This window comes from Bacillus sp. A1, assembly GCF_042296235.1.
Taxonomy (GTDB): Bacteria; Bacillota; Bacilli; order Bacillales; family Bacillaceae; genus Bacillus; species Bacillus velezensis.
This window is the reverse complement of record NZ_CP141181.1, coordinates 296,971-321,310: the sequence shown is the minus strand read 5'-3', so window position 1 is coordinate 321,310 and position 24,340 is coordinate 296,971. Positions and strand designations below refer to the sequence as shown.

General features: G+C 47.6%; 23 protein-coding genes. 6 read left to right on the top strand and 17 right to left on the bottom strand.

The genetic code is table 11. The features are described 5' to 3' along the window. The first annotated feature begins 123 nt into the window (after positions 1 to 123). The 3 genes from U2H13_RS01760 to U2H13_RS01750 all read left to right on the top strand — a co-directional run bounded on the left by U2H13_RS01760 (position 124) and on the right by U2H13_RS01750 (position 2,018). A complete protein-coding gene (locus U2H13_RS01760; protein WP_104679037.1) occupies positions 124 to 912 on the top strand; it encodes a sugar phosphate isomerase/epimerase in 789 nt (262 codons plus the stop codon). A 53-nt stretch (positions 913 to 965) separates the two neighbouring features. Next, entirely contained in the window at positions 966 to 1,559 is a 594-nt protein-coding gene (gene tmrB, locus U2H13_RS01755; protein WP_121984610.1) for a tunicamycin resistance ATP-binding TmrB, read from the top strand. 180 nt (positions 1,560 to 1,739) lie between these two features. Then, complete coding sequence (locus tag U2H13_RS01750) at positions 1,740 to 2,018, top strand: antimicrobial peptide LCI (protein ID WP_007609269.1); 279 nt, start codon at positions 1,740 to 1,742, stop codon at positions 2,016 to 2,018. 50 nt (positions 2,019 to 2,068) lie between these two features. Here U2H13_RS01750 and nadE read toward each other — a convergent pair whose 3' ends face one another. Both nadE and U2H13_RS01740 read right to left on the bottom strand, forming a co-directional pair. Continuing rightward, the gene (nadE, locus tag U2H13_RS01745; RefSeq protein ID WP_007409061.1) at positions 2,069 to 2,887 is read right to left on the bottom strand and encodes an ammonia-dependent NAD(+) synthetase; all 819 of its coding nucleotides are present in this window, start codon (positions 2,885 to 2,887) and stop codon (positions 2,069 to 2,071) included. A gap of 134 nt (positions 2,888 to 3,021) precedes the next feature. Next, positions 3,022 to 3,618 (bottom strand): DUF1989 domain-containing protein, encoded by a 597-nt coding sequence (locus U2H13_RS01740; RefSeq protein ID WP_011996295.1) that lies wholly within the window; start codon positions 3,616 to 3,618, stop codon positions 3,022 to 3,024. A gap of 124 nt (positions 3,619 to 3,742) precedes the next feature. On the opposite strand from U2H13_RS01740, the gene U2H13_RS01735 reads away from it, so the two are divergent. Beyond that, a complete protein-coding gene (locus U2H13_RS01735; protein WP_121984609.1) occupies positions 3,743 to 5,071 on the top strand; it encodes an amino acid permease in 1,329 nt (442 codons plus the stop codon). Between the two features lies 1 nt (position 5,072). Here U2H13_RS01735 and U2H13_RS01730 read toward each other — a convergent pair whose 3' ends face one another. From U2H13_RS01730 to U2H13_RS01720, 3 genes are all read right to left on the bottom strand, one after another. Beyond that, positions 5,073 to 5,834 (bottom strand): YqcI/YcgG family protein, encoded by a 762-nt coding sequence (locus U2H13_RS01730; protein WP_015416762.1) that lies wholly within the window; start codon positions 5,832 to 5,834, stop codon positions 5,073 to 5,075. Between the two features lie 64 nt (positions 5,835 to 5,898). Continuing rightward, positions 5,899 to 6,528 (bottom strand): LysE family translocator, encoded by a 630-nt coding sequence (locus U2H13_RS01725; RefSeq protein ID WP_007409057.1) that lies wholly within the window; start codon positions 6,526 to 6,528, stop codon positions 5,899 to 5,901. A gap of 63 nt (positions 6,529 to 6,591) precedes the next feature. Further along, positions 6,592 to 7,053, bottom strand: coding sequence for a MarR family transcriptional regulator (locus tag U2H13_RS01720; protein WP_003156626.1), 462 nt, complete (start codon positions 7,051 to 7,053; stop codon positions 6,592 to 6,594). A 114-nt stretch (positions 7,054 to 7,167) separates the two neighbouring features. Between U2H13_RS01720 and U2H13_RS01715 the strand changes: the two genes are divergently transcribed. After that, positions 7,168 to 8,700, top strand: coding sequence for an MDR family MFS transporter (locus U2H13_RS01715; protein WP_121984608.1), 1,533 nt, complete (start codon positions 7,168 to 7,170; stop codon positions 8,698 to 8,700). 41 nt (positions 8,701 to 8,741) lie between these two features. Here U2H13_RS01715 and U2H13_RS01710 read toward each other — a convergent pair whose 3' ends face one another. From U2H13_RS01710 to U2H13_RS01695, 4 genes are all read right to left on the bottom strand, one after another. Next, a complete protein-coding gene (locus U2H13_RS01710) occupies positions 8,742 to 9,695 on the bottom strand; it encodes an L-lactate dehydrogenase (RefSeq protein ID WP_014416851.1) in 954 nt (317 codons plus the stop codon). A gap of 248 nt (positions 9,696 to 9,943) precedes the next feature. Next, the gene (locus U2H13_RS01705) at positions 9,944 to 11,923 is read right to left on the bottom strand and encodes a starch-binding protein (protein WP_021495278.1); all 1,980 of its coding nucleotides are present in this window, start codon (positions 11,921 to 11,923) and stop codon (positions 9,944 to 9,946) included. Between the two features lie 232 nt (positions 11,924 to 12,155). Then, positions 12,156 to 12,644 carry a DUF6773 family protein gene (locus tag U2H13_RS01700; protein WP_029973922.1) on the bottom strand — a complete coding sequence of 163 codons (489 nt, stop codon included), beginning with the start codon at positions 12,642 to 12,644 and terminating at the stop codon, positions 12,156 to 12,158. Between the two features lie 92 nt (positions 12,645 to 12,736). Further along, positions 12,737 to 14,170, bottom strand: a complete 1,434-nt coding sequence (locus tag U2H13_RS01695; protein ID WP_376700646.1) for a YfcC family protein — start codon at positions 14,168 to 14,170, stop codon at positions 12,737 to 12,739. Positions 14,171 to 14,305: 135 nt separating this feature from the next. Here U2H13_RS01695 and U2H13_RS01690 point away from each other — a divergent pair, with 135 nt between their 5' ends. Next, positions 14,306 to 15,427, top strand: coding sequence for a M20 peptidase aminoacylase family protein (locus U2H13_RS01690; protein WP_014416847.1), 1,122 nt, complete (start codon positions 14,306 to 14,308; stop codon positions 15,425 to 15,427). A 35-nt stretch (positions 15,428 to 15,462) separates the two neighbouring features. On the opposite strand, the gene U2H13_RS01685 is transcribed toward U2H13_RS01690, so the two are convergent. The 8 genes from U2H13_RS01685 to U2H13_RS01650 all read right to left on the bottom strand — a co-directional run bounded on the left by U2H13_RS01685 (position 15,463) and on the right by U2H13_RS01650 (position 24,330). Next, positions 15,463 to 16,344 carry a glycine betaine ABC transporter substrate-binding protein gene (locus tag U2H13_RS01685; RefSeq protein WP_014416846.1) on the bottom strand — a complete coding sequence of 294 codons (882 nt, stop codon included), beginning with the start codon at positions 16,342 to 16,344 and terminating at the stop codon, positions 15,463 to 15,465. After that, entirely contained in the window at positions 16,344 to 17,192 is an 849-nt protein-coding gene (gene opuAB / locus U2H13_RS01680; protein WP_003156639.1) for a glycine/proline betaine ABC transporter permease subunit OpuAB, read from the bottom strand. The genes U2H13_RS01685 and opuAB overlap by 1 nt, the downstream gene beginning before the upstream one ends. After that, positions 17,193 to 18,449: a glycine/proline betaine ABC transporter ATP-binding protein OpuAA gene (gene opuAA, locus U2H13_RS01675; protein WP_003156640.1), complete on the bottom strand. Its 1,257-nt coding sequence runs from the start codon at positions 18,447 to 18,449 to the stop codon at positions 17,193 to 17,195. It lies immediately after the preceding gene. Positions 18,450 to 18,830: 381 nt separating this feature from the next. After that, positions 18,831 to 20,033: an MFS transporter gene (locus U2H13_RS01670; RefSeq protein ID WP_045508657.1), complete on the bottom strand. Its 1,203-nt coding sequence runs from the start codon at positions 20,031 to 20,033 to the stop codon at positions 18,831 to 18,833. Positions 20,034 to 20,148: 115 nt separating this feature from the next. Beyond that, a complete protein-coding gene (locus U2H13_RS01665; protein ID WP_007609246.1) occupies positions 20,149 to 21,237 on the bottom strand; it encodes a toxic anion resistance protein in 1,089 nt (362 codons plus the stop codon). A gap of 6 nt (positions 21,238 to 21,243) precedes the next feature. Next, on the bottom strand, positions 21,244 to 22,866 hold the full coding sequence (locus U2H13_RS01660) for a YceG family protein (protein ID WP_025650185.1): 1,623 nt from the start codon (positions 22,864 to 22,866) through the stop codon (positions 21,244 to 21,246). Between the two features lie 73 nt (positions 22,867 to 22,939). Further along, the gene (locus U2H13_RS01655; RefSeq protein ID WP_003156644.1) at positions 22,940 to 23,713 is read right to left on the bottom strand and encodes a TerC family protein; all 774 of its coding nucleotides are present in this window, start codon (positions 23,711 to 23,713) and stop codon (positions 22,940 to 22,942) included. Between the two features lie 38 nt (positions 23,714 to 23,751). After that, the gene (locus tag U2H13_RS01650; protein ID WP_003156645.1) at positions 23,752 to 24,330 is read right to left on the bottom strand and encodes a TerD family protein; all 579 of its coding nucleotides are present in this window, start codon (positions 24,328 to 24,330) and stop codon (positions 23,752 to 23,754) included. Positions 24,331 to 24,340 lie beyond the last annotated feature (10 nt).

The following is a 24,340-nucleotide window of genomic DNA, read 5'->3' as shown; positions in this document are numbered from 1 at the left end:
TGCCGCACTGAACTGATGCAGACACACCCCGCTTATAAAAGTGTCTGCCCTTTTCACCTGTTTATCCGTATCGCACCCGGGGAAAAAGTACACATATGATAGACAGTTACGGGAGGATTACCGATGAAACTGAGTTTTTGCACGACAGGATTTAAAAAAAAGCATATTTTCGACATCATTTCTTTCGCGAAGGAGCACTCCTTTGACGGAATCGAACTGTGGTACGGACACGCTAAACAATATATAGAGGAAATCGGCCCGCTCGACAGGCTTGATCAGCAGCTTCAGGAGGAAGGCATCGGGGTACCTGCCGTCAGTTTGTACACTGACTTCGCCACTCAGGATGAAAAGCAGGCGTTAAAGGATGTTCAAAGGGCATTAAGCGCGGCACGACAGCTGCACAGTCCCTTGATCAGAGTCTTTGCCGGCAATCTTCCTTCGCATCGGACGTCACCGGAAAAGTGGCAACGTGCGGTTGATCAATTTCAGCAGGCGGCACGGCTCGCAGATGACTATGAAGTCGATATCGGGCTTGAGATTCATTACGATACGTACGCGGATACACCGGAGGCGGCGCTGGCATTTTTGGAGGATGTCGGACATCCGCGGGTCCGCACCATTTTTGACGGCTCCAACCTACACGTCAATCACGTTGACCAAATGCCCGCTTTAGAAAAACTGTATCATACCGTCAGCCACATTCATCTGAAAAACTATCACTGGAATTTTGACAACTGGTATCTCAGCAAGCCAACTCCGATTTTTCAAGGAGATCTCGATCAAAAAGCATTTTTAAAAGAGCTGATGAACAGACAATATGACGGTTTTGTTTCTCTTGAGTATTTTGGAGAACATGCCTTTACGCATATAAAGGAATCGCTCCGCGAATATACGTCTGTTTTTTCCCGCTGACTCTTCGATCGAAGGGTCTTTTTTGTATCATATAGAAAAAGGGGGATATCATGATGATCATTTGGATAAATGGGGCTTTCGGTTCCGGAAAAACACAAACAGCGTTTGAACTGCACAGAAGACTGAAACCGTCTTACGTATATGATCCTGAAAAGATGGGGTTTGCGATGCGTTCGATGATACCGCCGGATATCGCTGATGATGACTTTCAAAGCTACCCTCTGTGGCGGGAATTCAATTACAGCATGCTTTCCTATTTGTCAGATACATATCAGGGCATCATCATTGTGCCCATGACCATTACGAACGATCAATACTTCCATGACATGATCAGCAGGCTGAGACAGGATGGCCGGACCATTCACCACTTTACCCTGCTGGCTTCAAAGAAAACATTGCTGAAACGCCTGCGCACCAGAGCGGAAGGAAAAAACTCCTGGGCCGCAAAACAAATCGACCGCTGCATCAACAGCCTGTCTCATAGCCTCTTCACAGAACATCTCCATACAGACCAAATGTCTATTCAGCAGGTCGCAGAAACGATCGCTGCCCAAGCAAATCTGCCTCTTGAGCCTGATTCGAGAGGCAGCCTTCGAAGATTCACCGACAGATTGATGGTGAATCTGAATCATATCCGCATCAAATAAAAAAACGTTTTGAAAACATGTCCCTGACCCACGCAAATGGATCAATAAATAAAAAGTCCCTCTGAAGGAATGTTTTTTTCAAATGAAGAAAAAAATTTCAGAAACATGGAAGGTATTTTATGGATAATCATCCAATTATTAACACTGTAATACATTTCATTTGAAAAGGGAGTGTTCGAAATGAAATTCAAAAAAGTGTTAACCGGTTCTGCGCTGTCTCTTGCCTTACTGATGTCTGCCGCTCCTGCCTTTGCCGCATCACCAACAGCATCCGTGGAAAATAGCCCAATCTCAACGAAAGCAGATGCCGGCATTAATGCCATCAAACTCGTTCAAAGCCCTAACGGCAACTTCGCTGCTTCTTTCGTTTTAGATGGAACAAAGTGGATTTTTAAAAGCAAATACTATGACAGCAGCAAAGGGTATTGGGTAGGGATTTATGAAAGTGTAGATAAATAAAAATGAAATAAACAAAAAACCTCCCTTTCAAAAGGGAGGTTTTTTTTATTCTATTTCCACCAATCATCAAACATCGATGCCGGCACCTGGCGCTTATGCTCCGTACTGAGGTAGCGTTTTTCCAGCGCTTCAATCACTTCGGAAGAAACATCCTTGCCTTCTAAATAATCATCAATGTCATTGTATGTGATGCCGAGTTCGGTCTCATCAGTCTGCTGCGGTTTTTCATCGAGCAGATCGGCCGTCGGTAATTTCAAATACAGGCGTTCCGGCGCGCCGAGTTCTTCTAATAAACGTCTGCCCTGGCGTTTCGTTAATCCGGTCAGCGGCAGCAGATCAGCTCCGCCGTCACCGTATTTCGTGAAGAAACCGGTCACCGCCTCGGCCGCATGGTCGGTTCCGATGACAAGCAGCCCCTCTTGTCCGCCGATGGCATATTGAGCGATCATTCTCATTCTGGCTTTTACATTTCCTTTGTTAAAGTCAGACAGCTGATCGCCCGTGTCTTTTTTATACTGATCAGCGAACGCGCTGACAGCGGACTTAATATCAAATGTCCATGATTTATCAGGTTTAATGAATTTGAGCGCCAATTGGGCGTCATCCTCATCCTGCTGTGTGCCGTGCGGAAGGCGGACGGCGATAAATTCAGCGTTTCCGCCTTCTTCTCTGATGCTTTCAGCCGCCAACTGGGCGAGGCGTCCCGCAAGCGTGGAATCCTGCCCCCCGCTGATGCCGAGCACAAAGCCTTTGGCACCTGTTTTTTTTAAATATTGTTTCAGAAAGTTCACTCTGTCCTCAATTTCTTGTTTCGGATCAATTGAGGGCTTTACATGGAGATCATTCATAATTTGTTTCTGGATGCTCATCCCAATCACTCCTCCTGCATTGTTTCTTTATGATCCATTTCCCGTTCATGCTGAAAATGAATCATGCCACTATGTACGACTCTCTGTTAAATATAGCACAGGTGCAGATTTTAAGTGAATCAAATACACCGGGATCAGCTGATTTCCACCCGCAGCGCCGTGATGCTGTCTCCGTTGCATTTTCCTTTTTCAATCGGACAGGATGAAAACGCGACGACGAGATCCATTTCCGCACGGAGCCGTACATAATCACCCGCGTCAGAAAGAGGCGTTTCGACTGATAAGTTCCCCTTCTCATCGAGCACCGTGTTCATAAAGATGGCAAATGGGTAATGCATATGCGGCCGCGGCACCCCGAACGGTTCAAGCGCCCCGCTCATATTGTCATAGCACGTATCCTGGAGCTCGTCTTTATGCTTTCCGTATAAAAGCCTGTTCATATCCGGACGGCAGGCGGGAAGCAGCAGGTCATGCTTGCCGACTGTATCCTCAATCAGCGTCAGCATCGGCTTGTATAAATTCGAATAAATATGATCACCCGTTTTTACATGAATGGACTGGTTGGCATCAATCGTCGCGCCCTGATCAAGATGTTCATAAAAGTCCTTGGCATGATACGCCGTAAAATCAGCCACCTGCTGCCCTTCCACATCGACTACTTTTATAATCTGCCCTTTGTGAACCTTCAGGCCGAGCCCTTTTTTCGGCGGTACGATAAATTGCTGTGTCATCAGACTGCTCCTTTTTTTCTTCTATTATGAACCCCGGCCGTTTGTTTCATGTAAAGCAATTTATTGGATGTATATTCCCCTTCTGACGGCTGCAATCTAAGCTTTGATAAAGGGGTTGAACTTCATGAGTAAATCACAGGACCAGCCTAAAGGGAATCTCGCTTGGTGGCAGCTCTCCTTAATCGGCGTCGGCTGCACAATCGGGACGGGCTTTTTTCTCGGGTCCAGCATCGCTATTGTCAAAAGCGGATTTTCCGCGCTGATCTCATTTCTTATTGCCGGGCTTGGCACCTATTTTGTCTTTGAGCAGCTCGCGAAGCTCTCGGCCAAACAGCCCGAAAAGGGGTCTTTTTGCGCTTATGCGAGAAAGGCTTTCGGCACTTGGGCCGGTTTCAGCAACGGATGGGTGTACTGGTCGTCCGAGATGCTGATCACTGGAAGCCAGCTGACAGCGATCTCGCTATTTACGAAGCATTGGTTTCCGAATGTGCCGCTGTGGATTTTCGCCTCCATCTATGCGGTGCTCGGTCTCTTGATTATATTTACGGGGCTGTCCGTTTTTCAAAAAACGGAAAATGTGCTCGCTGTTGTCAAGACGGCGGCGATTGTTATGTTTATCGTCATCGCCATATTGGCGCTGTGCGGTATATTTTCTCATAAACCGGATGTGCAGGTGCCGAACGAATCAAAGGATTTGTTCCCGCACGGAGCGATGGGGTTATGGACCGGATTGATTTATGCGTTTTACGCCTTCGGAGGAATTGAAGTCTTGGGGCTGATGACCGTGCATTTGAAAAAGCCGGAGGAAGCCTCAAAATCAGGCCGGCTGATGCTTGCCGTTCTTGCGGTGATTTACGTCATTTCTCTCGGCCTGGCGCTGCTGTTAGTGCCGCTGGGCAAATTCACCGAACAGGACAGCCCGTTTATTACATCGCTGAAGGGTTTTCATTTAGATATCATTCTTGATATTTTTAACGGGATTTTTATTATTGCGGGATTTTCCACGCTCGTCGCCTCGCTGTTTGCCGTGACGACATTGCTTTGTACGATGGCAGATGACGGAGATGCGCCGAAATGCTTCAGATTAAAGGAAAACAAAAAAATCTGCTGGCCTGCGCTCGGATTGACGTTTGCCGGACTCATCGTCTCCATCATCCTGTCATTGGTGCTGCCGAAAAATATATATGAACACATGACGACCGCGGCGGGCCTGATGCTTCTTTATACGTGGCTGTTCATTTTGTTCTCGGGCAAGAAACTGCTCGAAACGACAAAGATGGGAACCGTACAGATTGTTATCGCCCTTGTGCTGATTGTCGCGGCCGTCTACGGGACGCTGTTTGAGAAATCGAGCCGGCCCGGTTTTCTGGTCAGCCTTTGTTTTCTCGCCGTCATTGCGATCGTGACATGGATCGTACAAAAAAAGCAGGGACACAGCCCTGCCGGATCATAGCTTATTTCGTCGGTTTAAACAGTCTCTTCAAATAAGAAAAGGGACACTTTGACACTTGCGTCTCATCATCACGGAGGAAATATTGCTTCCATTCTAAATTGTCTTTTCCTCCGTACCACCCCAATCGGGGATGAAGAGGGGCTTCATCATACGCCTCTAAGCGTTTTCTGATCAGCCGGCTCATGTTTCGTCCGAACGCGGTTGAATCATTTAATCCTTCGAAAACCCATCTCGGCTGAAACGCCAGCATAAAAAACGGGAAGCTTCTGCTTTGTCTCGCTTCATGCGCAGGCGTCGCGCACAGAATAAAATACGGCTCGCCGTCAAAGCAGAACTCCCATTTATAATGTTCAGGGTCTTCCGGTATGTCTTCCGGCCAGTCTTTCGGATCGCAGCCGCTCAGCCGGTTTAAAAAAGACCAGAACAGCTCTTCATACGCCTCAATGGAATAATACTCAGCTAAATCCTCAGGCGTATCAAAAATCACAAGCAGCGACGCGTATTTTCCGGTATTCCTTGAGATCTTTCCGTACTCGGACAGCAGTAGTCCCACTTCCTCCGGGGTTCCCTCTTCGCGGGGATCACCCGCAAAGGATATCCGGAGCTGATCTGTCAAAAATCCCTGACGTCCGGGAATGCACGGAAACGCGTCCGCTTTATCGCCTACTTTTTCTGATAGAAGCTCAAAAGCGATTCTCTGCCAATTTGGCAGATCCAATAACTTTTCCTCAAGGCAACTTTTTGTGTACAGCTCGCTTGCCATCGGCCCACCTCCAGTATCGTCATGATACGTTATGATGGAGATAGGCGATGGGTGACTCTTCTATTTATGAGATGAGCATTTGAATCCCCTGCCATCCGAAATAAAACCCGAAAACGATCAAAGACACACCCGCCGCTCCCGTCAGCCAGCGGAGCGCTTTTTCATGAAGGAGATTTCTGAAAGTGCTCGCGGCGACCGCCATGCAGAAATCCCAGATCAAAATGCCGAGAAGAATGCCGGAGCTGTAAATCAAAAGCTGATTTGCATCGAAGGATTCAGCGGTTTTAGCGAGGATGCTGCCGTATATGCCGAGCCAGAATAAAATGCTCAGCGGATTGGAAAGAGAAATAAAAAATCCCGCGCCGAATGTTTTGTAAAAAGCCGGTTTTCCTTTTCCGCTTCTGACATTCATGGCTTCCCTGATATTTTTTAGCGTTTCGACTCCCGTATAGGTCAGCACGAAAAAACCGAAGAGCCACAAAAACGTTTTTACAAAAGGAGCGGTCAAAAATTGAGACAGCCCGAAATAGATCAGAATCATATACAGCCCGTCCGCGGCCATAGCGCCGAGACCGAAAATCCATGCATGCCAAAAGCCGTTTTTGATGCCTTTGTCAATTTGCGCCGCATTGACCGGTCCGACAGGTGCTGACAATGACAGCCCGAGAACGATGTAGCTTAAAAAGATGTTCATTGGCTTCCCCCTCATTCATGCAACTTGTACAAGTTATTCATGAATGGGCCGTGCTATGATACATTATTTTAATTTCTCAAGCTCGTCTTCCATCATGTCCGTCGCTTTTCCTAAAAAATCGAATATCAGCCGCAGTTCTTCTTCTTTATATTGCCGGCAAAGGCTGATCGTGGACTGGGATAAGGAGCTGAACAATTGCTTCACATTCGCTTTTCCTGCTGTCAGCGGCACGATGATCACACGCCGTTTGTCTTCGGGGTCTTTTTTCCTCATGACATATCCCGCTTTTTCGAGCCGGTCAATGAGCGCCGTTACCGAACCTGTGCTGAGGCCGGTTTTTTTCCCAAGCTCGCCTGCGGTCATCGGGCCTGCTTCATTTAAGATATCAGCTGATTTCAAATCGGTCGGAAACAGACCGAGAGATTGAGCGGCGGCCTGATGAAAAAGGATCGTTCTTGTGGCCATCTTCCGGAATAACTGTATCGCGGTTTCCTCCGTCTCGCTTCTGGTATTTCTTGTTGACAACTGACAGGCCTCCCTATAAAATCAATTTATCTTGACGATCAAGATAATTTTCGGCAAATCTAATATGATCATAGCAAATTTAATGATCAAAAGTAAGTATGGGAGGAAAAAAGCATGGAACAAACAGCCGCGAAGGACGCCACGACAAAGTTTGTCGTCATCGGTCTTTTGCTGGGCATTTTAATGTCGGCTATGGATAATACAATCGTTGCCACTGCGATGGGAAATATCGTGGCGGACCTCGGAAGTTTCGATAAGTTCGCGTGGGTGACGGCATCATACATGGTAGCCGTTATGGCCGGTATGCCGATTTATGGAAAACTGTCCGATATGTACGGACGCAAACGTTTCTTTTTATTCGGTCTTATTCTTTTCTTAATCGGATCTGCATTATGCGGAATCGCCCAAACAATGGATCAGCTCATTATTTACCGCGTTATTCAGGGAATCGGCGGAGGCGCGCTGATGCCGATCGCCTTCACGATCATTTTTGATTTATTTCCGCCGGAAAAACGCGGAAAAATGTCGGGCATGTTCGGTGCCGTTTTCGGCCTTTCCAGCGTTCTCGGGCCGCTTTTAGGCGCGCTCATTACCGACTCCATCAGCTGGCACTGGGTGTTTTACATCAACGTGCCGATCGGTATTTTATCATTGTTTTTCATTCTGCGTTATTATAAAGAGTCCCTTGAACACAAGAAACAGAAAATCGACTGGGCCGGCGCAATCACGCTGGTGGTTTCCATTGTCGGTCTGATGTTCGCTCTTGAGCTCGGCGGAAAAACGTATGATTGGAACTCCGTGCAGATCATCGGTCTGTTCGCTGTATTCGCCGTGTTCTTTATCGCCTTTTTTATTGTGGAAAGAAAAGCGGAAGAACCGATTATCTCATTTTGGATGTTTAAAAACCGTTTATTTGCTACGGCACAGATTCTGGCGTTCCTTTACGGAGCCACGTTCGTCATTTTAGCGGTGTTTATCCCGATCTTCGTTCAGGCTGTGTACGGAAGCACCGCGACAAGCGCGGGCTTTATTTTGACGCCGATGATGATCGGTTCTGTTATCGGAAGTATGATCGGCGGAATTTTCCAGACGAAAGTGCGGTTCCGCAATTTAATGCTGATTTCCGTGGTCGCTTTCTTTATCGGAATGCTGCTGCTTTCCAATATGACACCGGATACGGCGCGTACGATGCTGACGGTATTCATGCTGATCTCAGGATTCGGCGTCGGCTTTAACTTCTCACTGCTGCCGGCCGCGTCCATGAACGATCTGGAGCCGCGTTACCGCGGAAGCGCCAACTCAACAAACTCGTTTTTGAGATCATTCGGCATGACACTCGGTGTGACGATTTTCGGAACCGTCCAGACGAATGTGTTTACCAATAAGCTCACAGATTCATTCAGCGGCATGAAAGGAGCGGGCGGCGCGATGCAGAACATCGGAAATCCGCAGGAGATCTTCCAGGCCGGCACGCGCGCTCATATTCCGCCGTACATTCTGGATCGCATTATTGACGCCATGTCGCAAAGCATCACATATGTATTTACGCTTGCGCTGGCGCCGATCGTCATTGCGGCCGTTACCATTTTGTTTATGGGAAAAGCGAGAGTAAAAACCTCTCAGGAAATGGCGAAAAAAGCGAATTAAAAAAAGCAGTACATGGCGTTTGTCATGTACTGCTTTTTTGTTTACTCTGCGAAATGCGGAGCGAGAATATCTTTCAGCACGTTTGCGCTGCGGCTGAATTGAGCCTGTTCTGTTTCATTCAGCTCAAGTTCCGTCACACCTGCGATGCCGTTCCGATTGACGACGGCCGGAACGCCGATAAAGACGTCGTTAACACCGTATTGGCCGTCCAGATATGTGCTGACGGTTAAAATGCTGTTTTCATTACGCAAAATCGCTTTTGTGATGCGGGCGAGGCTCATCGCCACTCCGTAATATGTCGCGCCTTTTTTCTCGATAATATGGTAGGCCGCGTTTTTCACATCGTCAACGATCTGATCCAGCTCGTCCTGTTTGTAAGCTGCATTTTTCTCCAGCAATTGCTGCACCGGCACTCCGCCGATATTGGCGTGACTCCATACAGGAAGCTCGGTATCGCCGTGCTCGCCGATAATGTGGGCGTGTACGTTTTGCGGAGCGGCTCCGAAGTATTCACTCAGCATATAACGGAATCGCGCAGAATCCAGTGTCGTGCCGCTGCCGATGACGCGTTCTTTCGGCAGCCCGCTGAATGTCCATGTCGCATAAGTGAGAATGTCGACCGGGTTTGTGGCAACGAGGAAGATGCCGTCAAATCCGCTTGCCATTACTTCACCGACAATGCTTTTAAAAATGGCGAGATTTTTTTCGACCAGCTCAAGTCTCGTTTCGCCCGGTTTTTGATTGGCCCCTGCACAGATGCACACGATATCGGCATCCTTGCAATCCTCATATGTGCCGTAAGACGTTTTGACCGGATGAGGCGCAAATGCCTTTCCGTGATTTAAATCCATGACATCTCCCATGGCTTTTTCTCTATTTACATCAATGATCACAAGTTCATCTGTGATCCCTTGGTTAATTAACGCAAATGCATAACTGCTTCCAACAAAACCTGCTCCGATTAATGCTACTTTGTTCACTCGTTCGTTCATCATGTATGCTCATCCTCCAGTGTTTCGTGGTGTCTGTTTTTACCTTGTGAAGTATTTCACATTTATATTGTGCAACACTTCACAAACTTTTGCAAGAGAAAAGTTTGATTTTTGGACAAAAAAATACCGGTGATGGTTTCCAGATTGTTGACAACATCCTAAAACAGAACCGTTTTAGGATGTTGTCATCTTTTCAGCGTGATTGATTTCCTAACCGAAGCAAGGGTTTGATGTAATGATGGCCCTATCCATTAATGCGGAAGATAACCATTCAAACCAGAGTTGTTATACAAACCATTCTGCACATAATCAAAGCCGGGATGGTTCTGTCCGGGCACTTGGGCGCTGCCATTGTTAAAAATCACTTTGGCGTCGGCCGTATCCGCATTCGCAGGCAGCGTCAGTGTGTAAATTCCATCTGCATTCTTAGTCATGGCTTTCCCCGGCCACGATCCGGTTAATTCTATGGCCCCGCCTCCATCATGTTTGTAAATATAAGCATTTACATTGCCCCAATGATCCGGATTTTGATAGCCAATGATGTTGGTTTGGGACGGGTCTTTTTTGACAAACGTGTATTCTTGGGTTCTCGATGCACCCTCGCCGTTCGTTCCGGTTAACTTGACGTTGTATGTCGTGCCGATTGGATCTTCTTTCCCGATCGTTAATCGGTCTCCATCCTTAAATGCTGTCTCCTGCCCATTATTGATTTGGTAAACGGCTTTTGTTGTTTTCGCATTTGCACGCAGGGTGACCGTCAGCTGATCATTGAAAGAATGGACTGCCTCTGTTTGGTAATTCTCAAGAAAGACATGAGGCGCATTTCCAATATCATCAGGATAAAGAACAGCCGCGGATCTGGCATTGATCGTACCTGTCAGTTTGCCGTTCGCTACTTGAAATGAACCGGCGCCGGCCCTATTATCATACCTGCCGTCAGGTAATTTCGTTGAAGTATTGATGGTGACAGAAGACGATCCTGCATTTGCCAGCACAACGCCTTTTGAGCCGCGCTGATTCATAAATATTTGATTGTTGCCATTCGGATTTGAGAGTTCCTCAGGCTGCCCGGCCATTTCATTGTGAAATTGATTGACCGCAGTGATCGCCTGGTCTTTAAATAAGGCGCTCCCGCGATCTCCTATTTGACTTTTTCCGGGAAATCTTACACCATTTCCTCCGCCCTCAGGTCTGGAAAAGAAAAGAGGCGTGCTTCCTGAGCGGGAACCAATCACTGCCCAGCCTAAACGAATATCGTCATCACTCATCCATGTGGACTCTTCATCATCATTGGCATACGTATCATGTGATTCCACCCATGTGACTAACTTGTCCGCAGACACATCAGATGCATAATGGGAGATATTCGACACACTCAGATTACGATTCTTTAAAGCGGATCTGATGGAATGCCCATAGTTAGAAGCCGTCACATTCATATAATTCGCATAAGCAGTATCTCTGGACGCGCTGTCTTGCAGGATTTCTCCGTATTGGAACTCCGCCGATGTATTTGTGATATTCGGCCAAAATTGGCTGCCGTAATTCCCATCATCCGGAAGCTCTATATGCTTGGCGGCATCATAGCGGAACCCGTCTGCTCCGTCATTCAATGCTCTTTCCAAGAAACCTTTCAGGTAGGCTTGCACCTCAGTATTCTGAGTATTCCAATCATACAGCCCAAGCAATGCATTTTGAGTGATGTCCCATCGGTCCGACCAATTTTTAATTTGTGTGTTTCCATGGGTCCAGTTTGGAATACGCTTAATCTCATCAGAAATCGCGCCATAATCGCTGGTGGTATGATTGACAACCGCATCGACAATGACTTTTACGCCATACTTTTCCGCGGCTGCACACATGTCCTTAAATTCTTGTTCAGTGCCTAAGTAACGGTTGCCGATTTGGTACGATGTCGGCTGATAGAGCCAGTACCAGTTCGACATGCTTTTATCTCCTTGGTTCCCTTCCTTTACTTGGTTAATCGGAGACGTCTGAATGGCTGCATAACCCGCATCACGAATCTCTTTCATATTTTGTGTTAACGTATTGAATGACCAATTCCATGCATGAAGGATGGTCCCGTTTTTGACCGATGAATCGGTCACCTCATTCGATTTGTTTGCAGTTTCAGCGTTTGCACCCGCTGGGCCTGACAAAACCAAATGAAACAGCAATAAAAATCCGGCGAATAACGGCAATAAAGAGGTTTTGAATCGTTTTTTAAACATTTTTGACACTCCTTATTTGATTTTTGAAGACTGACTGCGGAGTCAAAAATTCCTCTTACTCTTTCTTCAGCTTCCTCCTTTCAATTGTTGTGAAGACTGGATAATTCTGTTAACGCTTACATTTGAACTTACCACACACTCTCTATCAAAGCAACGCGGCAGAGTGAATTCAAATCTATATTCCTATCAAATTAAAAGACTTTTCTCTTATAAACAAAAAAAGAAACCACCATCAAGATGATTTCTTTTTTATTTCTTTTATCGCTCTTCTGTAAGACAGCTTCACAATGACATACCGAAGCAGAAACAGAATGCCTCCGCAGACGATAAAAAGAAAGATCATTTTCAGCCAAGCAAAGAATGTATGGGGAAACCCCCTGTCGTACATCGTAAGCGCCGCTGCCGCAAAAGTGACCGCAATTGAATCTATCCGCTGCTGCTTCACCCGCTTTTGCAGTTCTTCTTTGGTGTCTATTCTCGGCATGAGCATTCCCGACGCTCCCGCCCTGATGCAATAATAAACAATTATAATGAAGAAAACCGCCAAGCTTCCGGCCCATTCCCTAAACGGACAGTTCAGAACAAGTCCGCGTACGATGATGTCAAGCAAAGACAGTGTGCCCACAAGCATTCCGACTTCTGACCAAATCATTCGTTCTTTCTCTTTCACACTCTCACTCTTTCCATTCACGTTTGAAAGTCCGTTCCGACGCTGATTCATGACTTCCTCCCGTACTATTAAGAATGGCTTACAACTCCCATTATATCTTGCCGATTCATAATGATAAAACCGAAATATCATTGACAAAAATATTAATAAGGACCCCAATTGATCAGGACGCCTATGCAAATAAACACGAGGCCGATGACAAACCAAATCAGCGCCAGCGGAATCATGAAGCGAAGCCACTTTACGTACGGAATGCCGCTGGCAGCCAGTACGGCCATCAGCACGCCGGAAGTCGGATTGACACAGTTTACGACGCCTTCTCCGAGCATGACCGCTTCAACCGCGACCTGTCTCGTGATGCCCATCAGATCGGCAAGCGGCGCCAAGATCGGAATAAATACGACCGCCTCCCCTGAGCCCGATGAAATCAGAAAATGAAGCAGGGCGCTGGAAATATACATCCCGATTGCGCCTGCCATCGGGCTGAAACCGTGCAGCAGTGACGCAAGTCCATTGACTACCGTATCAAGCAGCTTTCCATGTTCCAGGATAACGGAAATGCTTCTCGCCATTCCGACGATCAGCGCGCCGTAAACGAGCCCCTGACAGCCTGTAATAAATGTTTTTGCGACATCATTTGCCGCCATTCCCGCAATCAGGCCGGACACGATTGAGATAAAAATGAACACGGCGGCCATCTCTGAATCAGACCAGCCAAGAGTAAGCGCACCGTATAAAAAGCCGGCAAGCGACAAAGCCGCAACAGCCAGAATCAGTTTATGGCGGACAGTAAACGGGACATGCTTGTCCTCCGGCTCAGAAACCTGCGGGAGTGAACCTGCCGCCGGAAACCAATCGTTCCCCAGCAGACTGGCTTCCTTTGCTTTTCTGAGTTTTCTCGTATACCGATAAATATATAAAATAGATGATAGCAGAAAACAAATGTAGACGGCAATCCGCAGGCCGATGCCGGAAAACAGCGGCAGCTCCGCGATGCTTTGTGATAACCCGAGCGGTGAAGGTGATAAAATCGTCGCGTTAAACCCGGCATAACAGCCGATATAAATGACTGCCGCTCCGGCCACGGCGTCCCATTTCAGCGAACGGGCGACAATCAGGCCGATCGGAATAAAGCCGATCACGGAATTAACGATGATGCCGGTTGTACCGAGGATCGAAAATAGAGATCCGACAATCGCAATAAACAGCAGCTGTTTTGTGCGGAACGTACTGATGACATTATTGATCAATCCATTGATGGTGCCCGTTTTCTCCAAAATCGCAATGGTGCCGCCTGTAAACAGGATTAAAAAAATAATCGGCGCGGAACTTGTCATCCCTTCCTGAATCGCGGTAAAAAAAGCGATCGGGCTGACCGGAGACTGGTTCAAAGAATGATAGCTTCCCGGGACGGCGGACGTCACACTGCCCTTTGTCACCCTGTCAAATTCCCCCGCGGGAACGATGTACGATGCTATCGCGCATAGTAAAGCGACAATGAACAGCAGCACATAAGCATCAGGCATCACAAACAATTTCTTCTTTTTCAATACAGGTTCGGCCTTGGGAACAGCCATACCATCACCATCCCGCTTTAAATTTATAAACTATTCAGAAAATACAGATATGTGTGCTATATTATATACAGACCGATTGCCTGTTTTCAATATCAAAAATAAAAAACAGACAGCTTTTGAAGGAGGACTTACGGCATGAACAGACTCACAGAGCATGAAAAGCAAGTCATTATGGATATTTTTGACCACCTGCACGCCAATCCCGAAGTAAGCTGGAAAGAATATCAAACAACTGAATATCTGACTGAAAAACTGAAAGCGGCCGGCTGCCGGACCCGCACGTTTGATGATTGTACCGGTGTTGTCGGCGAAATCGGAGAAGGCTCGCCCGTTGTGGCTGTCCGGGCGGATATTGACGCGCTGTGGCAGGAAGTGGACGGTGTCTTTCAGGCGAACCATTCATGCGGACATGATTCACATATGACGATGGCGCTCGGCACGATGATGCTTTTAAAAAGTCAGCCGCAGCTTCCGAAGGGCACCATCCGCTTTATTTTTCAGCCGGCGGAAGAAAAAGGCGGCGGAGCGCTGAAAATGATTGAAAAAGGCGTACTGGGTGATGTTGACTTCCTATACGGCGTGCACGTGCGCCCCGTACAGGAAACGGCAAACGGCCGATGCGCACCGTCCATTCTGCATGGCTCAAGCCAGCATATTGACGGCCTGATTATCGGAGAAGAAGCCCACGGCGCGAGACCGCATCTCGGCCTTAACAGTATCGAAATCGCCGCTCTTCTCGTCCAAAAACTCAGCTTCATTCATCTTGATCCCGGCATCCCGCATTCCGTGAAGATGACAAAGCTTCAGGCAGGCGGAGAGAGTTCCAATATCATCCCGGGAAAAGCATCGTTCAGCCTTGATCTCCGCGCACAGACCAATGCCGCCATGGAGAAATTAACCGCCGAAACCGAAAGAGCCTGCGAAGCGGCTGCTGCCGCATTCGGCGCAAAAATTGAACTGCAAAAAGAACACAGCCTCCCGGCAGCCGAGCGAAACAAGGAGGCGGAAGCCATCATGGCATCTGCGATAAGCGGCATTCTCGGAGAAGAACATGTGGATGAACCTCTTGTGACAACCGGTGGAGAGGATTTTCATTTTTACGGGTTAAAGGTGCCGAACTTGAAAACGACGATGCTCGGCCTGGGATGCGGTCTGGAGCCGGGACTTCACCATCCGCATATGACATTTGACCGAAGCGCCATCTTTACTGGCGTTGAGATATTAACGGCCGCCGTCCTCAAATCGTTTGAAGCTTAAAAAAAAGCAGCCCGTTACAGGGCTGCTTTTCTTCATTACTTCTTCAAATCTTCAATTGAATTGACGTTTTTCATATACTGAGGAACGACCAGACCCATCTTGACGCCTGTCAGACTCGTTCCCACATCTTCATATTTGCCTTTATATTTAGACGCATATGCCTTATGGGTATTCGGAAGCCAAGCAGACAATGACGCATCCGCGCTGCCTGTCGCAATCGCAGTCCACATCGGTCCTGCCTCCACTTGCGTCAGCTTCACGTCATAGCCGAGGTCTTGAAATACTTTTCCGACCACGTTCGTACTTGCGATTTCACTGTCCCACGCCACATAAGCCAGGTTGATTTTATCACCTTTTACTTTATGAGCGCCTTTTGTCCATTGAGCTACTTGATCTTTATGTTTTTTCACATATTCAGCAGCGGCTTTGGCCGGCTTTTCGCCTTCCTCAACGGCAATCATGACTTCTCCCATATCGTCCTGCGTCCATTTGAACTGGCTGAGAACTTTGGCCGCGTTAGGCTGTTCCTTACTGAAGCCGGTTCTTGTAATCGTATGAATCTGCTCGGCAGTTCCGTACGTTTTTTTCGGATCATCAAGGAACTTCAGCTTGTATCTGGAGAACATCCAGTGCGGCGTCCAGCCCGTTACGATGATCGGCTTTTTCCGGTCATATGATTTCTTCAATGTCGCCGTCATGGCAGCACTTGACGCCGTGACGACATTCCAGTCTTTCAATCCGTAATCGTTCACGGCCTCATCCGTCAGGGCCATGATCCCCGATCCCGGATCAATACCGATAATGGTTTTGTTCACCTGGTCCGCAGCCGTTGCCTTACCATCAGTCTGCGAACCGCAGGCAGCCAAAGAAAGAGCCAGCGCAGCGGTAACGCCGACACCGATGATTTTCTTAAGCATCAGGCATTCCCCCTGCTCTTCTTCTTCACTTTAATGTTTTGCGTGATACGGTCGAGTGTAATCGCTACGATGACGATCGCGATACCCGCTTCCACTCCGACACCGGTTTTCAACTGTGTCACGGCGCTGTATACTTCAGAACCGAGGCCCGGCGCACCGACCATGGCCGCGATAACGACCATTGACAAAGCAAGCATGATGCTTTGGTTAATACCGGCAAGAATCGTTTTTGTGGCAAGCGGAAGCTGGACCTTGAACAGACGCTGAGACGTCGTTGAACCGAATGCTTCCGTCGCTTCGATCAAATCAGCCGGAACTTGTTTAATACCGAGAACCGTCATGCGGATCGTCGGAGGCATCGCGAAAATAACAGATGCTACGACGCCTGGCACAACCCCGATATTAAAGAAGAAAATTGCAGGCAGCAGATATACGAAAGCCGGCATGGTCTGCATTAAATCCAGAATCGGTGTGACAATGCGGCGGACCGTTTCTTTCTGAGACGCCCATATGCCGATCGGAACCCCGATAATAATGGAAATCAAAACAGATGTGACGACAAGCGCCAACGTTTGCAGCATCGGCGACCAATAGCCCAAATAATCAATAACAAGGAATCCGATTAACGTAAAGAGTGCAATTCCTCTCGTACTGATCCACCAAGCGAGAGCTGCAAAAATAACAGTCAATAAAATAGACGGGATGAAACCCAAACCGCTCACAATCGCGTTTACGAAAGCGGCCAAACCGTTTGAGATTCCGTCAAAGAAACCTCCGAACGTCATGGTAAGCCAGTCAACAAACCGGTCAACGATATCTGCTAACGGAATTCTAGGCAATCTGTCCATTTACTTCACCCCCTGAACAGAAGAATCCTGAGCTTGTTCAGCAGAATCTTCAACATTTATATAATCGTTATTTCCTGAAAGCGCGCCGATTAATGCGCCTTTCACGACAATGCCTTTCATGCGGTCCTTATCGTCCGTGACGGCGATCGGAATATTCGCATCAGACACGACATCGAAAATTTCCGTCAAGTACGTGCTTTCGTGCACAGTCGTAAATTCAGTATTTAAAATATCCTGAAGTGATAAGTCGGATTCCACCGCTTTTTTCGCATCCGCCGCGTGAATGACGCCGAGAAGCTGTTTCTGTTTATCAACGGCGTAAATAGAAGAAATACCGAGATTCTTCATGAGCTGCAGCGCTACACGAGGCCCTTTGTCAATCCGCACGGTTTCAGCGCGCTTCATGATGTGGCCCGCTGTCAGAACTTTGGATAAATCAACGTCCTCAACGAATTTCTCAACGTATTCATTGGACGGGCTCATCAGAATTTCTTCAGGCGTCCCGATCTGAACGATGTTACCGTCTTTCATCAGCACGATTCTGTCGCCGATGCGCAATGCTTCATCAAGATCATGCGTGATGAAGATGATCGTCTTGCCGACAGAGTCATGAAGGTCTAAAAGCTCATCCTGCATGTCTTTGCGGATCAGCGGATCAAGCGCACTGAAAGCTTCATCCATCAGAAGAATGTCAGGATCATTCGTCAATGCGCGGGCAAGTCCGACACGCTGCTGCATTCCTCCGCTGAGCTGATCTGGGAATTGGTGTTCAAAGCCTTCAAGACCGACAAGTTTAAGCGAATCAAGCGCTTTTTGCTCACGCTCTTTTTTGTCGACGCCTTGAAGCTCCAGGCCGTATTCCGTATTTTCAAGAATTGTTCTGTGCGGAAACAGCGCAAATTTTTGAAAGACCATGCTGATTTTTTTCCGGCGCACTTCCCGGAGCTGGTCTTTTGACATATTTGTTATCATGTCACCATCAATATAAATATTCCCGGCAGTCGGTTCAATAAGCCGGTTTAACAGCCGAACTAAAGTTGATTTACCGCTCCCCGATAGACCCATGATGACAAATATCTCCCCATCATATACATCAAAGTTTGCTTGATTGACACCAACGGTTGATCCGGTCGCTTTCAGGATCTCTTTTTTGTTTTTTCCGCTGGACAGCATCTGAATGGCTTTTTTTGTCTGTTTTCCGAAAACCTTAGATACATTTTCGACTTTTATCTTAATTGGTTTCTCATCCAAATTCATATTTTCCCTCCATAATAAGCAATCTTTAATACCGTAACACGTTTGTAATAAGTCAAACAAACATCATAATCCCTTTTATTTTGTATCATTACTTTAAAAACATCCCTGTGTCTTATTTTCCTCTGGTATGCTTCTAAATACTCTCTAATCCTCCTTATTGAGGATAAATTATAAAGGAAACCGGGCTTTTATCAGGCTTGAGAACGTTTCCATCGAATGTGCTGCAAACTGATTTCCTATCCTTTTTTTACAAATACAAGAATTTTTTTGCGACATTGTCCCGGAAAAAGAAGTTTTCCCCTCCTAAAAATAAGGAATATTAAGGAAAAATATAGGTCTGCCAACAGACAGCTCACTAAAAAAAGCACCCCAAAAGGGTGCTCATTGCGCAAGCTCTGTCTGTTTCGTTTCTTTTCCGAGAATAAGAATCGTGATGACAGCAACCAGGATGGCCGCACAAAAGACGGCGAAAATTGCAGTAAACGAAACGTTCCGGGCTGCAAGCGATCCGACGAGAAGCGGACCGAAAATGCCGCCGATTCTGCCGACAGCCGCCGTTGTGCCGGAACCGGTCGCACGGATCGCCGCAGGATACTGCTCCGGTGTATAGGCGTAAAGCACGCCCCATGCGCCGAGATTGAAGAAGGACAGCAGCATGCCCGCTGTGAGCAGCATGGCCAATGAATCCGCGGCACCGAAGAAATAAGCGCTGCCCGCCGTTCCGAGCAAATAGATGACTAAGATGGTCTTCCGCCCCGCTTTTTCGATCAGCCACGCCGCAGAGAAATATCCGGGAAGCTGAGCAAGTGTCATCAGAAGGACGTATTCGAAGCTCTCAATCATGCTGTAGCCTTTCATCAGCATCACGCTCGGCAGCCATAAAAACATGCCGTAATATGAAAAGACGACGCAGAACCAAACGACAGACAGCAGCACCGTCGGCCGGATATACGGTTTCGTCCAGACACTTCCCGCCTGCCCGCGTATGCTTTTTTTCTGCGGCAATGCCTGATGCGCCGGTGATTCCGGAAGGCTTTTCCGCAAGTACAGCGCATAAAATGCGGCCAGCGCCGTTAAGAGCAGCGCGGCCTGCCAGCCGAATGACGGTATGACAAAGTAGGAAATCACCGCCGCAAGAAGCCAGCCCGCGGCCCAAAAGCTCTCAAGCAGCACGATGATCCGTCCCCGCTTTTCGGGAGCGGACGCTTCTGACACGAGCGTTGAGGCGACAGGCAGTTCCCCGCCAAGCCCCATTCCGATCAGAAAACGCAATATGAGAAAAACCGTCAATCCCGTTGCGAAAGCGGATATGCCGCTTCCGACAGAAAAGAATAACAGCGTGATCATAAACACTTTTTTCCGGCCGATCCTGTCGGCCAGCATTCCGAATACAAAGGCGCCCGCTGCCATACCGATGGAATTGACGCTTCCGATCCATTTCATTTGATCGGGTGTTAAATTCCAATCAGTGTGAAGCGCGGCGATAATAAACGATAAAATTCCGACATCCATCGCATCAAACAGCCAGCCCATTCCGGCAATCGCCAGAAGTTTTCGCGGAGTGACGGCAGGTTGTTTGTTCATAAGCAGCACCTCAAATCGAAAATGATTACCGTATAAGTTTACACCTGTCTTTACACATTGTCATTATCTTTTTTCGCAAAAAAATCCCGCTTGCCGTAAGCAAGCGGGGTGTGTGTTAATTCTTTAAGACTGCGTTTTTAATATTATCCTGAAGCTGTTGAATCCGTTTCGCGCCGTCTTCTCTGATACGTCTGTTCTCTTCTTCGATCTGTTTCGTTTCCTGCATACCGCTGACAATCGTGTTCCAAGACGTTTCAATCGTCTCAATGTCAATGCTCGGACGGCCTGCCATACGGGCAATCTCCACGCTTTGGTTTGAAATATTTTCAGCGTTGCGCTTCAGCATTTCATTCGTGCGGCGGTCAAGCTCGCTCATTGAATCAGCCACAAGCTTTTGCCGTTTGACTGTGACAGCCTGAATGATGCCGTTTTTGAAAATCGGAATCGTAATGACGAAAGCGGAATTGATTTTCCCGATGAGCTTCGTATTTCCGCGCTGAAGGAGGCGGATCTGCGGCGCCGTTTGCAGCGCCACCATCCGCGCCATATCTAAATCATAGACACGTTCCTCAAGCGCCTGAAGCCCGTCACGAAGCGTATCGAGCTGCATTTGCGCAAGCTGGTTTCCGCCTGCCGCTTTTTCTTCATAAGAAGGAATGAGCGCCTGCATTTCCTCAAGCTTCATCTGCCCGGCAACGACATATTTTTCAAGCTCCATGTAGTAGTTAATGTTGTTTTCATACATCTCTTCTAGCGTATGGTTCGTCTTTGCCATTTCATCTTTGTATTTTGAAATTTCGACGTGGATTTTTTCAATTTCTCCGCCCAACGTGCGGTACTTTTGAAAAATCTTTTCAATCATGCTGTTGCCGCGTTTGAACATTTTAGCGAGAAATCCTTTTGGTTCATCGAAATCATTTTTGTCGAAACGGTCCATGATTTTTCCGAGCTGCGTCAGCATTGTGCCTGAATCCGTGACACTTGTTGTTTTCATCATATTTAAGATGCGGTCTGAGAACTTCGAGATTTCAACTGCCGGTTCTTTTCCGTACTCAAGCAGCTCCATTTGGTTTTTCACGTCAATCTGCTGCGAAATGCGCTGCACCTCAGGGTCTTGGCGCAGCTGCACCCTGATGTCATCTGCTTTTTGTTCAGAAATCTCTTCATTTTTATCAAGAACAAGCGGATTTTGATTTTCTGTCATGTTTATTTACTCTCCCTGCTTTTGCGTAATGGTTCTAAACAGCTTTCTTACGAGTGACGGCTCCTTATATTCCTGCCGAAACACCATGTCCTCCAGCCAATGGACATCAAATTGGCTTTCTTCAATATAATGCTCAATATCTTGATGCCCCGGCGGATTATACAAGATGATATCGACGCCGAATTTATTTAAAAACAACAGAGCGGCGGCGTCAGAACGTGTGAGTTCGCCATTTTGTTCCGTATGATATAAAACGAGTTTCGGAACGGTTTGGGCGTAATCAAACGTCTGAATCAATTGCAGCAGCGAAGCGGGCAGGTTCGTCGCCTGGCGGAACAAATAGATTGCGGCATCCCTTGCCTGCTCGCCGGGCAAAGCCTTCAGCCCGGGGTTTCTGCACATGTCAGAAATCACATTGGCGATGGCGCTCTGCACACCTGAAGGCAGATGCTTGTACTGCCAGATGTTGCTTCTTTTCAGCCTGTCCGCGTCAATCGCTCCTTCTTCGTTCAAAACCTGACTGTAGTGATACTGGTAGTTGGCTTTCAGCTCTTCCGTAAACGGAAAACTGCGGATCATGTGTGTCTCCTGATAGTCCGCGGCGGTATGGAGTCTGTTCCAATATTCTTTCGTATCTTTGGAAACCCCCATCACTTTCGCAAAAAGGTTCGGAACGGCCACCCGCTCCCTGTCCGCTTTAAATTGCGGCCGGATAAACGCCCGCTCCTTCGCAATGAGAAATAACTCATCATACGTCGTTTTTAATGTCACGGACTGCGGGGTATGATCCCTGAACTGCCAAGGCTTATACATCATAGATTCCTCATGGTTCAGCACATGCTCAATTTCTTTCGTTGACCGGTAGGCCGTCGTGGACGTTCTGTCCGGCTTTTCTTTCGGGAATGGCTCAAGGCCGCCTGTTGCGGGGAGCTTTATCACAAAGCTGAGTTCCTCATCCGGATCAATCAAGCTGAACGGATCTTCCGCAGCCGGATGAAACAATAGGACGTCACAGCCGATCAGCATTATATAATAGAGAAAATAGAGCTGGCTTTTGGTAGCGTCTCCATACCACACCACCTTCGGCATCTCACGCTCTATATCGGCTTGTTCGAGCCATGGATTCAGGTGGTTCAGCGAAAACTTTGACACATCCAAGAGCACACGCCGGAAATCGGGATGATTCAGCCCGTTTTCATGCCGGTCCGCAAAGGTTTCCAAAAGCGTCATAAACGCGGTTCTCAGCCGGCGGTGCATAAGCGGATCAGCGTGTTTGGCAAGCAGCCTGCCTCCATCGAGAAACGCGACAAACCTGGAAACCGAAAGCCCTTTCTCCTTTTGATTGACGGAATGAATGTGCTGGAGCGCCTGAAACGTTTCAGGAGCGATAGTCTTATCCAGCGTCTCGCTTAACACATGGATGTTTTCATGAGAAGACAGCTCGAAAAGCTTATTGTAATACTCCGTCTCATCATAAGGAGTGCCCAAAATCCGGACGGCAAGCCGGGTAAACGCCAGCCCGTTTTCCCGCTCATAACCGGGACGTTCCGGCAGCGGCCGCATCAGAAACGTTTCCCAGTCACCGTTTTCCGGCTCGGCCTTTCGGATCACCAATTCTTCCTGCTTCATCATTTTCCTCCTTTCTCTTCATGATTATCGGTACAAAAAAGGAAGGAAATGAAACTCTCCCTCCTTTTTTGTTTTATTCTTCTTTAGATGCAGCCGTTTGCTCCTGAACCTGCTTTTGTTTGTTGAAATAGTGGATAATAAACGTTACCACAAACGCAGCGATGATGATTCCGAAGAACACCACGTGCGGCATTTCATAATCAAAGGCGCTCGCCGCCATTTTCACGGCGATAATCCCGATCAGCACGAAAGCCGTGTTTTCAAGCTCAGGGATTTTATCAATTAAAACAAGGAATACTTTTGCGACTGTACGCATCATGAGAATGCCGAGCATACCGCCGATCAAGAGCACCCACACTTTTTCCGATACCGCAAACGCGGCCAGAATGCTGTCAACAGAGAAGGCCAGATCCATTAACTCAACTGAAACGACAGTGGCCCAGAAAATTCCGAACGTACGGACCATCCATGAATTTTTCTTCATGCCTTCCGTATCGTCATCACCTTCTCCGATCCAGAAATGCTTAATGACGAGCCAAGCCAGGTACAGCGCGCCAAGCACTTTGATCCACCAGAACTTAATGAGCAGCATTCCGATCCCGATAAAGATAAAACGGAAAATATATGCCCCGAACAATCCGTATGTTAATGCTTTCTTCCGCTGTTTTTCAGGCAGATGCCTTACCATCACCGCAAGCACTAACGCATTGTCGGCCGACAGCAGCCCTTCCAGCAGAACCAAGGAACCGATCAGCCCCCATGATACAGGGTCAGTCAGCACCTCACCCCACATTTTCCAATCAAAAAAGGAAGCGTAGGTCGACATAATATGATGTAGAAAATCCAAGTTTTTTCCTCCTATTTAGTAAAACGGTAATTTCCTGCTTACACCTGCAAGCCGTAATTCCGGCAAAGTGATGCCAGACCGCCGGAAAACCCGCTGCCGATGGCGTTAAACTTCCACTCAGCCCCATGTCGGTAAAGCTCACAAACGACAACCGCCGTTTCAATCGAGAAGTCTTCCCCTAAATCGAAACGAAGCAGTTCATTCTGGCTGTTTTCATCGACGACGCGCACGAACGCGTTAGACACTTGTCCGAAATTTTGGCCGCGCGCTTCCGCATCATGAATCGTGACGGTGATGCCGATCTTTTCAATATTTGCGGGTATTTTTGAGAAGTCGACGATAATTTGTTCATCGTCTCCCTCGCCCTCGCCCGTCCGGTTGTCTCCCGTATGGATGACGCCCCCGCTCGGGTGTTCCAGGTTATTGTAGAAAACAAAATCAAGATCATTTACACAGTTGTCATGGGCATCGACAAGAAAAGCCGACGCGTCAAGGTCAAAGTCATGCCCTCCGGAGTACTTGTTCGTATCCCAGCCTAAGCCGATCACCGCTTTTGTAAGACCGGGGTTCGTTTTTGTCAGATCAACACGCTGTCCTTTCGCCAATTGAATAGCCATGTGCTGTCTC

Excerpts from the sequence above, each read along its gene's own strand:
- U2H13_RS01760 (WP_104679037.1), top strand. The coding sequence starts at position 124 with ATGAAACTGAGTTTTTGCACGACAGGATTTAAAAAAAAGCATATTTTC.
- tmrB (WP_121984610.1), top strand. The coding sequence starts at position 966 with ATGATCATTTGGATAAATGGGGCTTTCGGTTCCGGAAAAACACAAACA.
- U2H13_RS01750 (WP_007609269.1), top strand. The coding sequence starts at position 1,740 with ATGAAATTCAAAAAAGTGTTAACCGGTTCTGCGCTGTCTCTTGCCTTA.
- nadE (WP_007409061.1), bottom strand. The coding sequence starts at position 2,887 with ATGAGCATCCAGAAACAAATTATGAATGATCTCCATGTAAAGCCCTCA.
- U2H13_RS01740 (WP_011996295.1), bottom strand. The coding sequence starts at position 3,618 with ATGACACAGCAATTTATCGTACCGCCGAAAAAAGGGCTCGGCCTGAAG.
- U2H13_RS01735 (WP_121984609.1), top strand. The coding sequence starts at position 3,743 with ATGAGTAAATCACAGGACCAGCCTAAAGGGAATCTCGCTTGGTGGCAG.
- U2H13_RS01730 (WP_015416762.1), bottom strand. The coding sequence starts at position 5,834 with ATGGCAAGCGAGCTGTACACAAAAAGTTGCCTTGAGGAAAAGTTATTG.
- U2H13_RS01725 (WP_007409057.1), bottom strand. The coding sequence starts at position 6,528 with ATGAACATCTTTTTAAGCTACATCGTTCTCGGGCTGTCATTGTCAGCA.
- U2H13_RS01715 (WP_121984608.1), top strand. The coding sequence starts at position 7,168 with ATGGAACAAACAGCCGCGAAGGACGCCACGACAAAGTTTGTCGTCATC.
- U2H13_RS01710 (WP_014416851.1), bottom strand. The coding sequence starts at position 9,695 with ATGATGAACGAACGAGTGAACAAAGTAGCATTAATCGGAGCAGGTTTT.
- U2H13_RS01705 (WP_021495278.1), bottom strand. The coding sequence starts at position 11,923 with ATGTTTAAAAAACGATTCAAAACCTCTTTATTGCCGTTATTCGCCGGA.
- U2H13_RS01700 (WP_029973922.1), bottom strand. The coding sequence starts at position 12,644 with ATGAATCAGCGTCGGAACGGACTTTCAAACGTGAATGGAAAGAGTGAG.
- U2H13_RS01695 (WP_376700646.1), bottom strand. The coding sequence starts at position 14,170 with ATGGCTGTTCCCAAGGCCGAACCTGTATTGAAAAAGAAGAAATTGTTT.
- U2H13_RS01690 (WP_014416847.1), top strand. The coding sequence starts at position 14,306 with ATGAACAGACTCACAGAGCATGAAAAGCAAGTCATTATGGATATTTTT.
- U2H13_RS01685 (WP_014416846.1), bottom strand. The coding sequence starts at position 16,344 with ATGCTTAAGAAAATCATCGGTGTCGGCGTTACCGCTGCGCTGGCTCTT.
- opuAB (WP_003156639.1), bottom strand. The coding sequence starts at position 17,192 with ATGGACAGATTGCCTAGAATTCCGTTAGCAGATATCGTTGACCGGTTT.
- opuAA (WP_003156640.1), bottom strand. The coding sequence starts at position 18,449 with ATGAATTTGGATGAGAAACCAATTAAGATAAAAGTCGAAAATGTATCT.
- U2H13_RS01670 (WP_045508657.1), bottom strand. The coding sequence starts at position 20,033 with ATGAACAAACAACCTGCCGTCACTCCGCGAAAACTTCTGGCGATTGCC.
- U2H13_RS01665 (WP_007609246.1), bottom strand. The coding sequence starts at position 21,237 with ATGACAGAAAATCAAAATCCGCTTGTTCTTGATAAAAATGAAGAGATT.
- U2H13_RS01660 (WP_025650185.1), bottom strand. The coding sequence starts at position 22,866 with ATGAAGCAGGAAGAATTGGTGATCCGAAAGGCCGAGCCGGAAAACGGT.
- U2H13_RS01650 (WP_003156645.1), bottom strand. The coding sequence starts at position 24,330 with ATGGCTATTCAATTGGCGAAAGGACAGCGTGTTGATCTGACAAAAACG.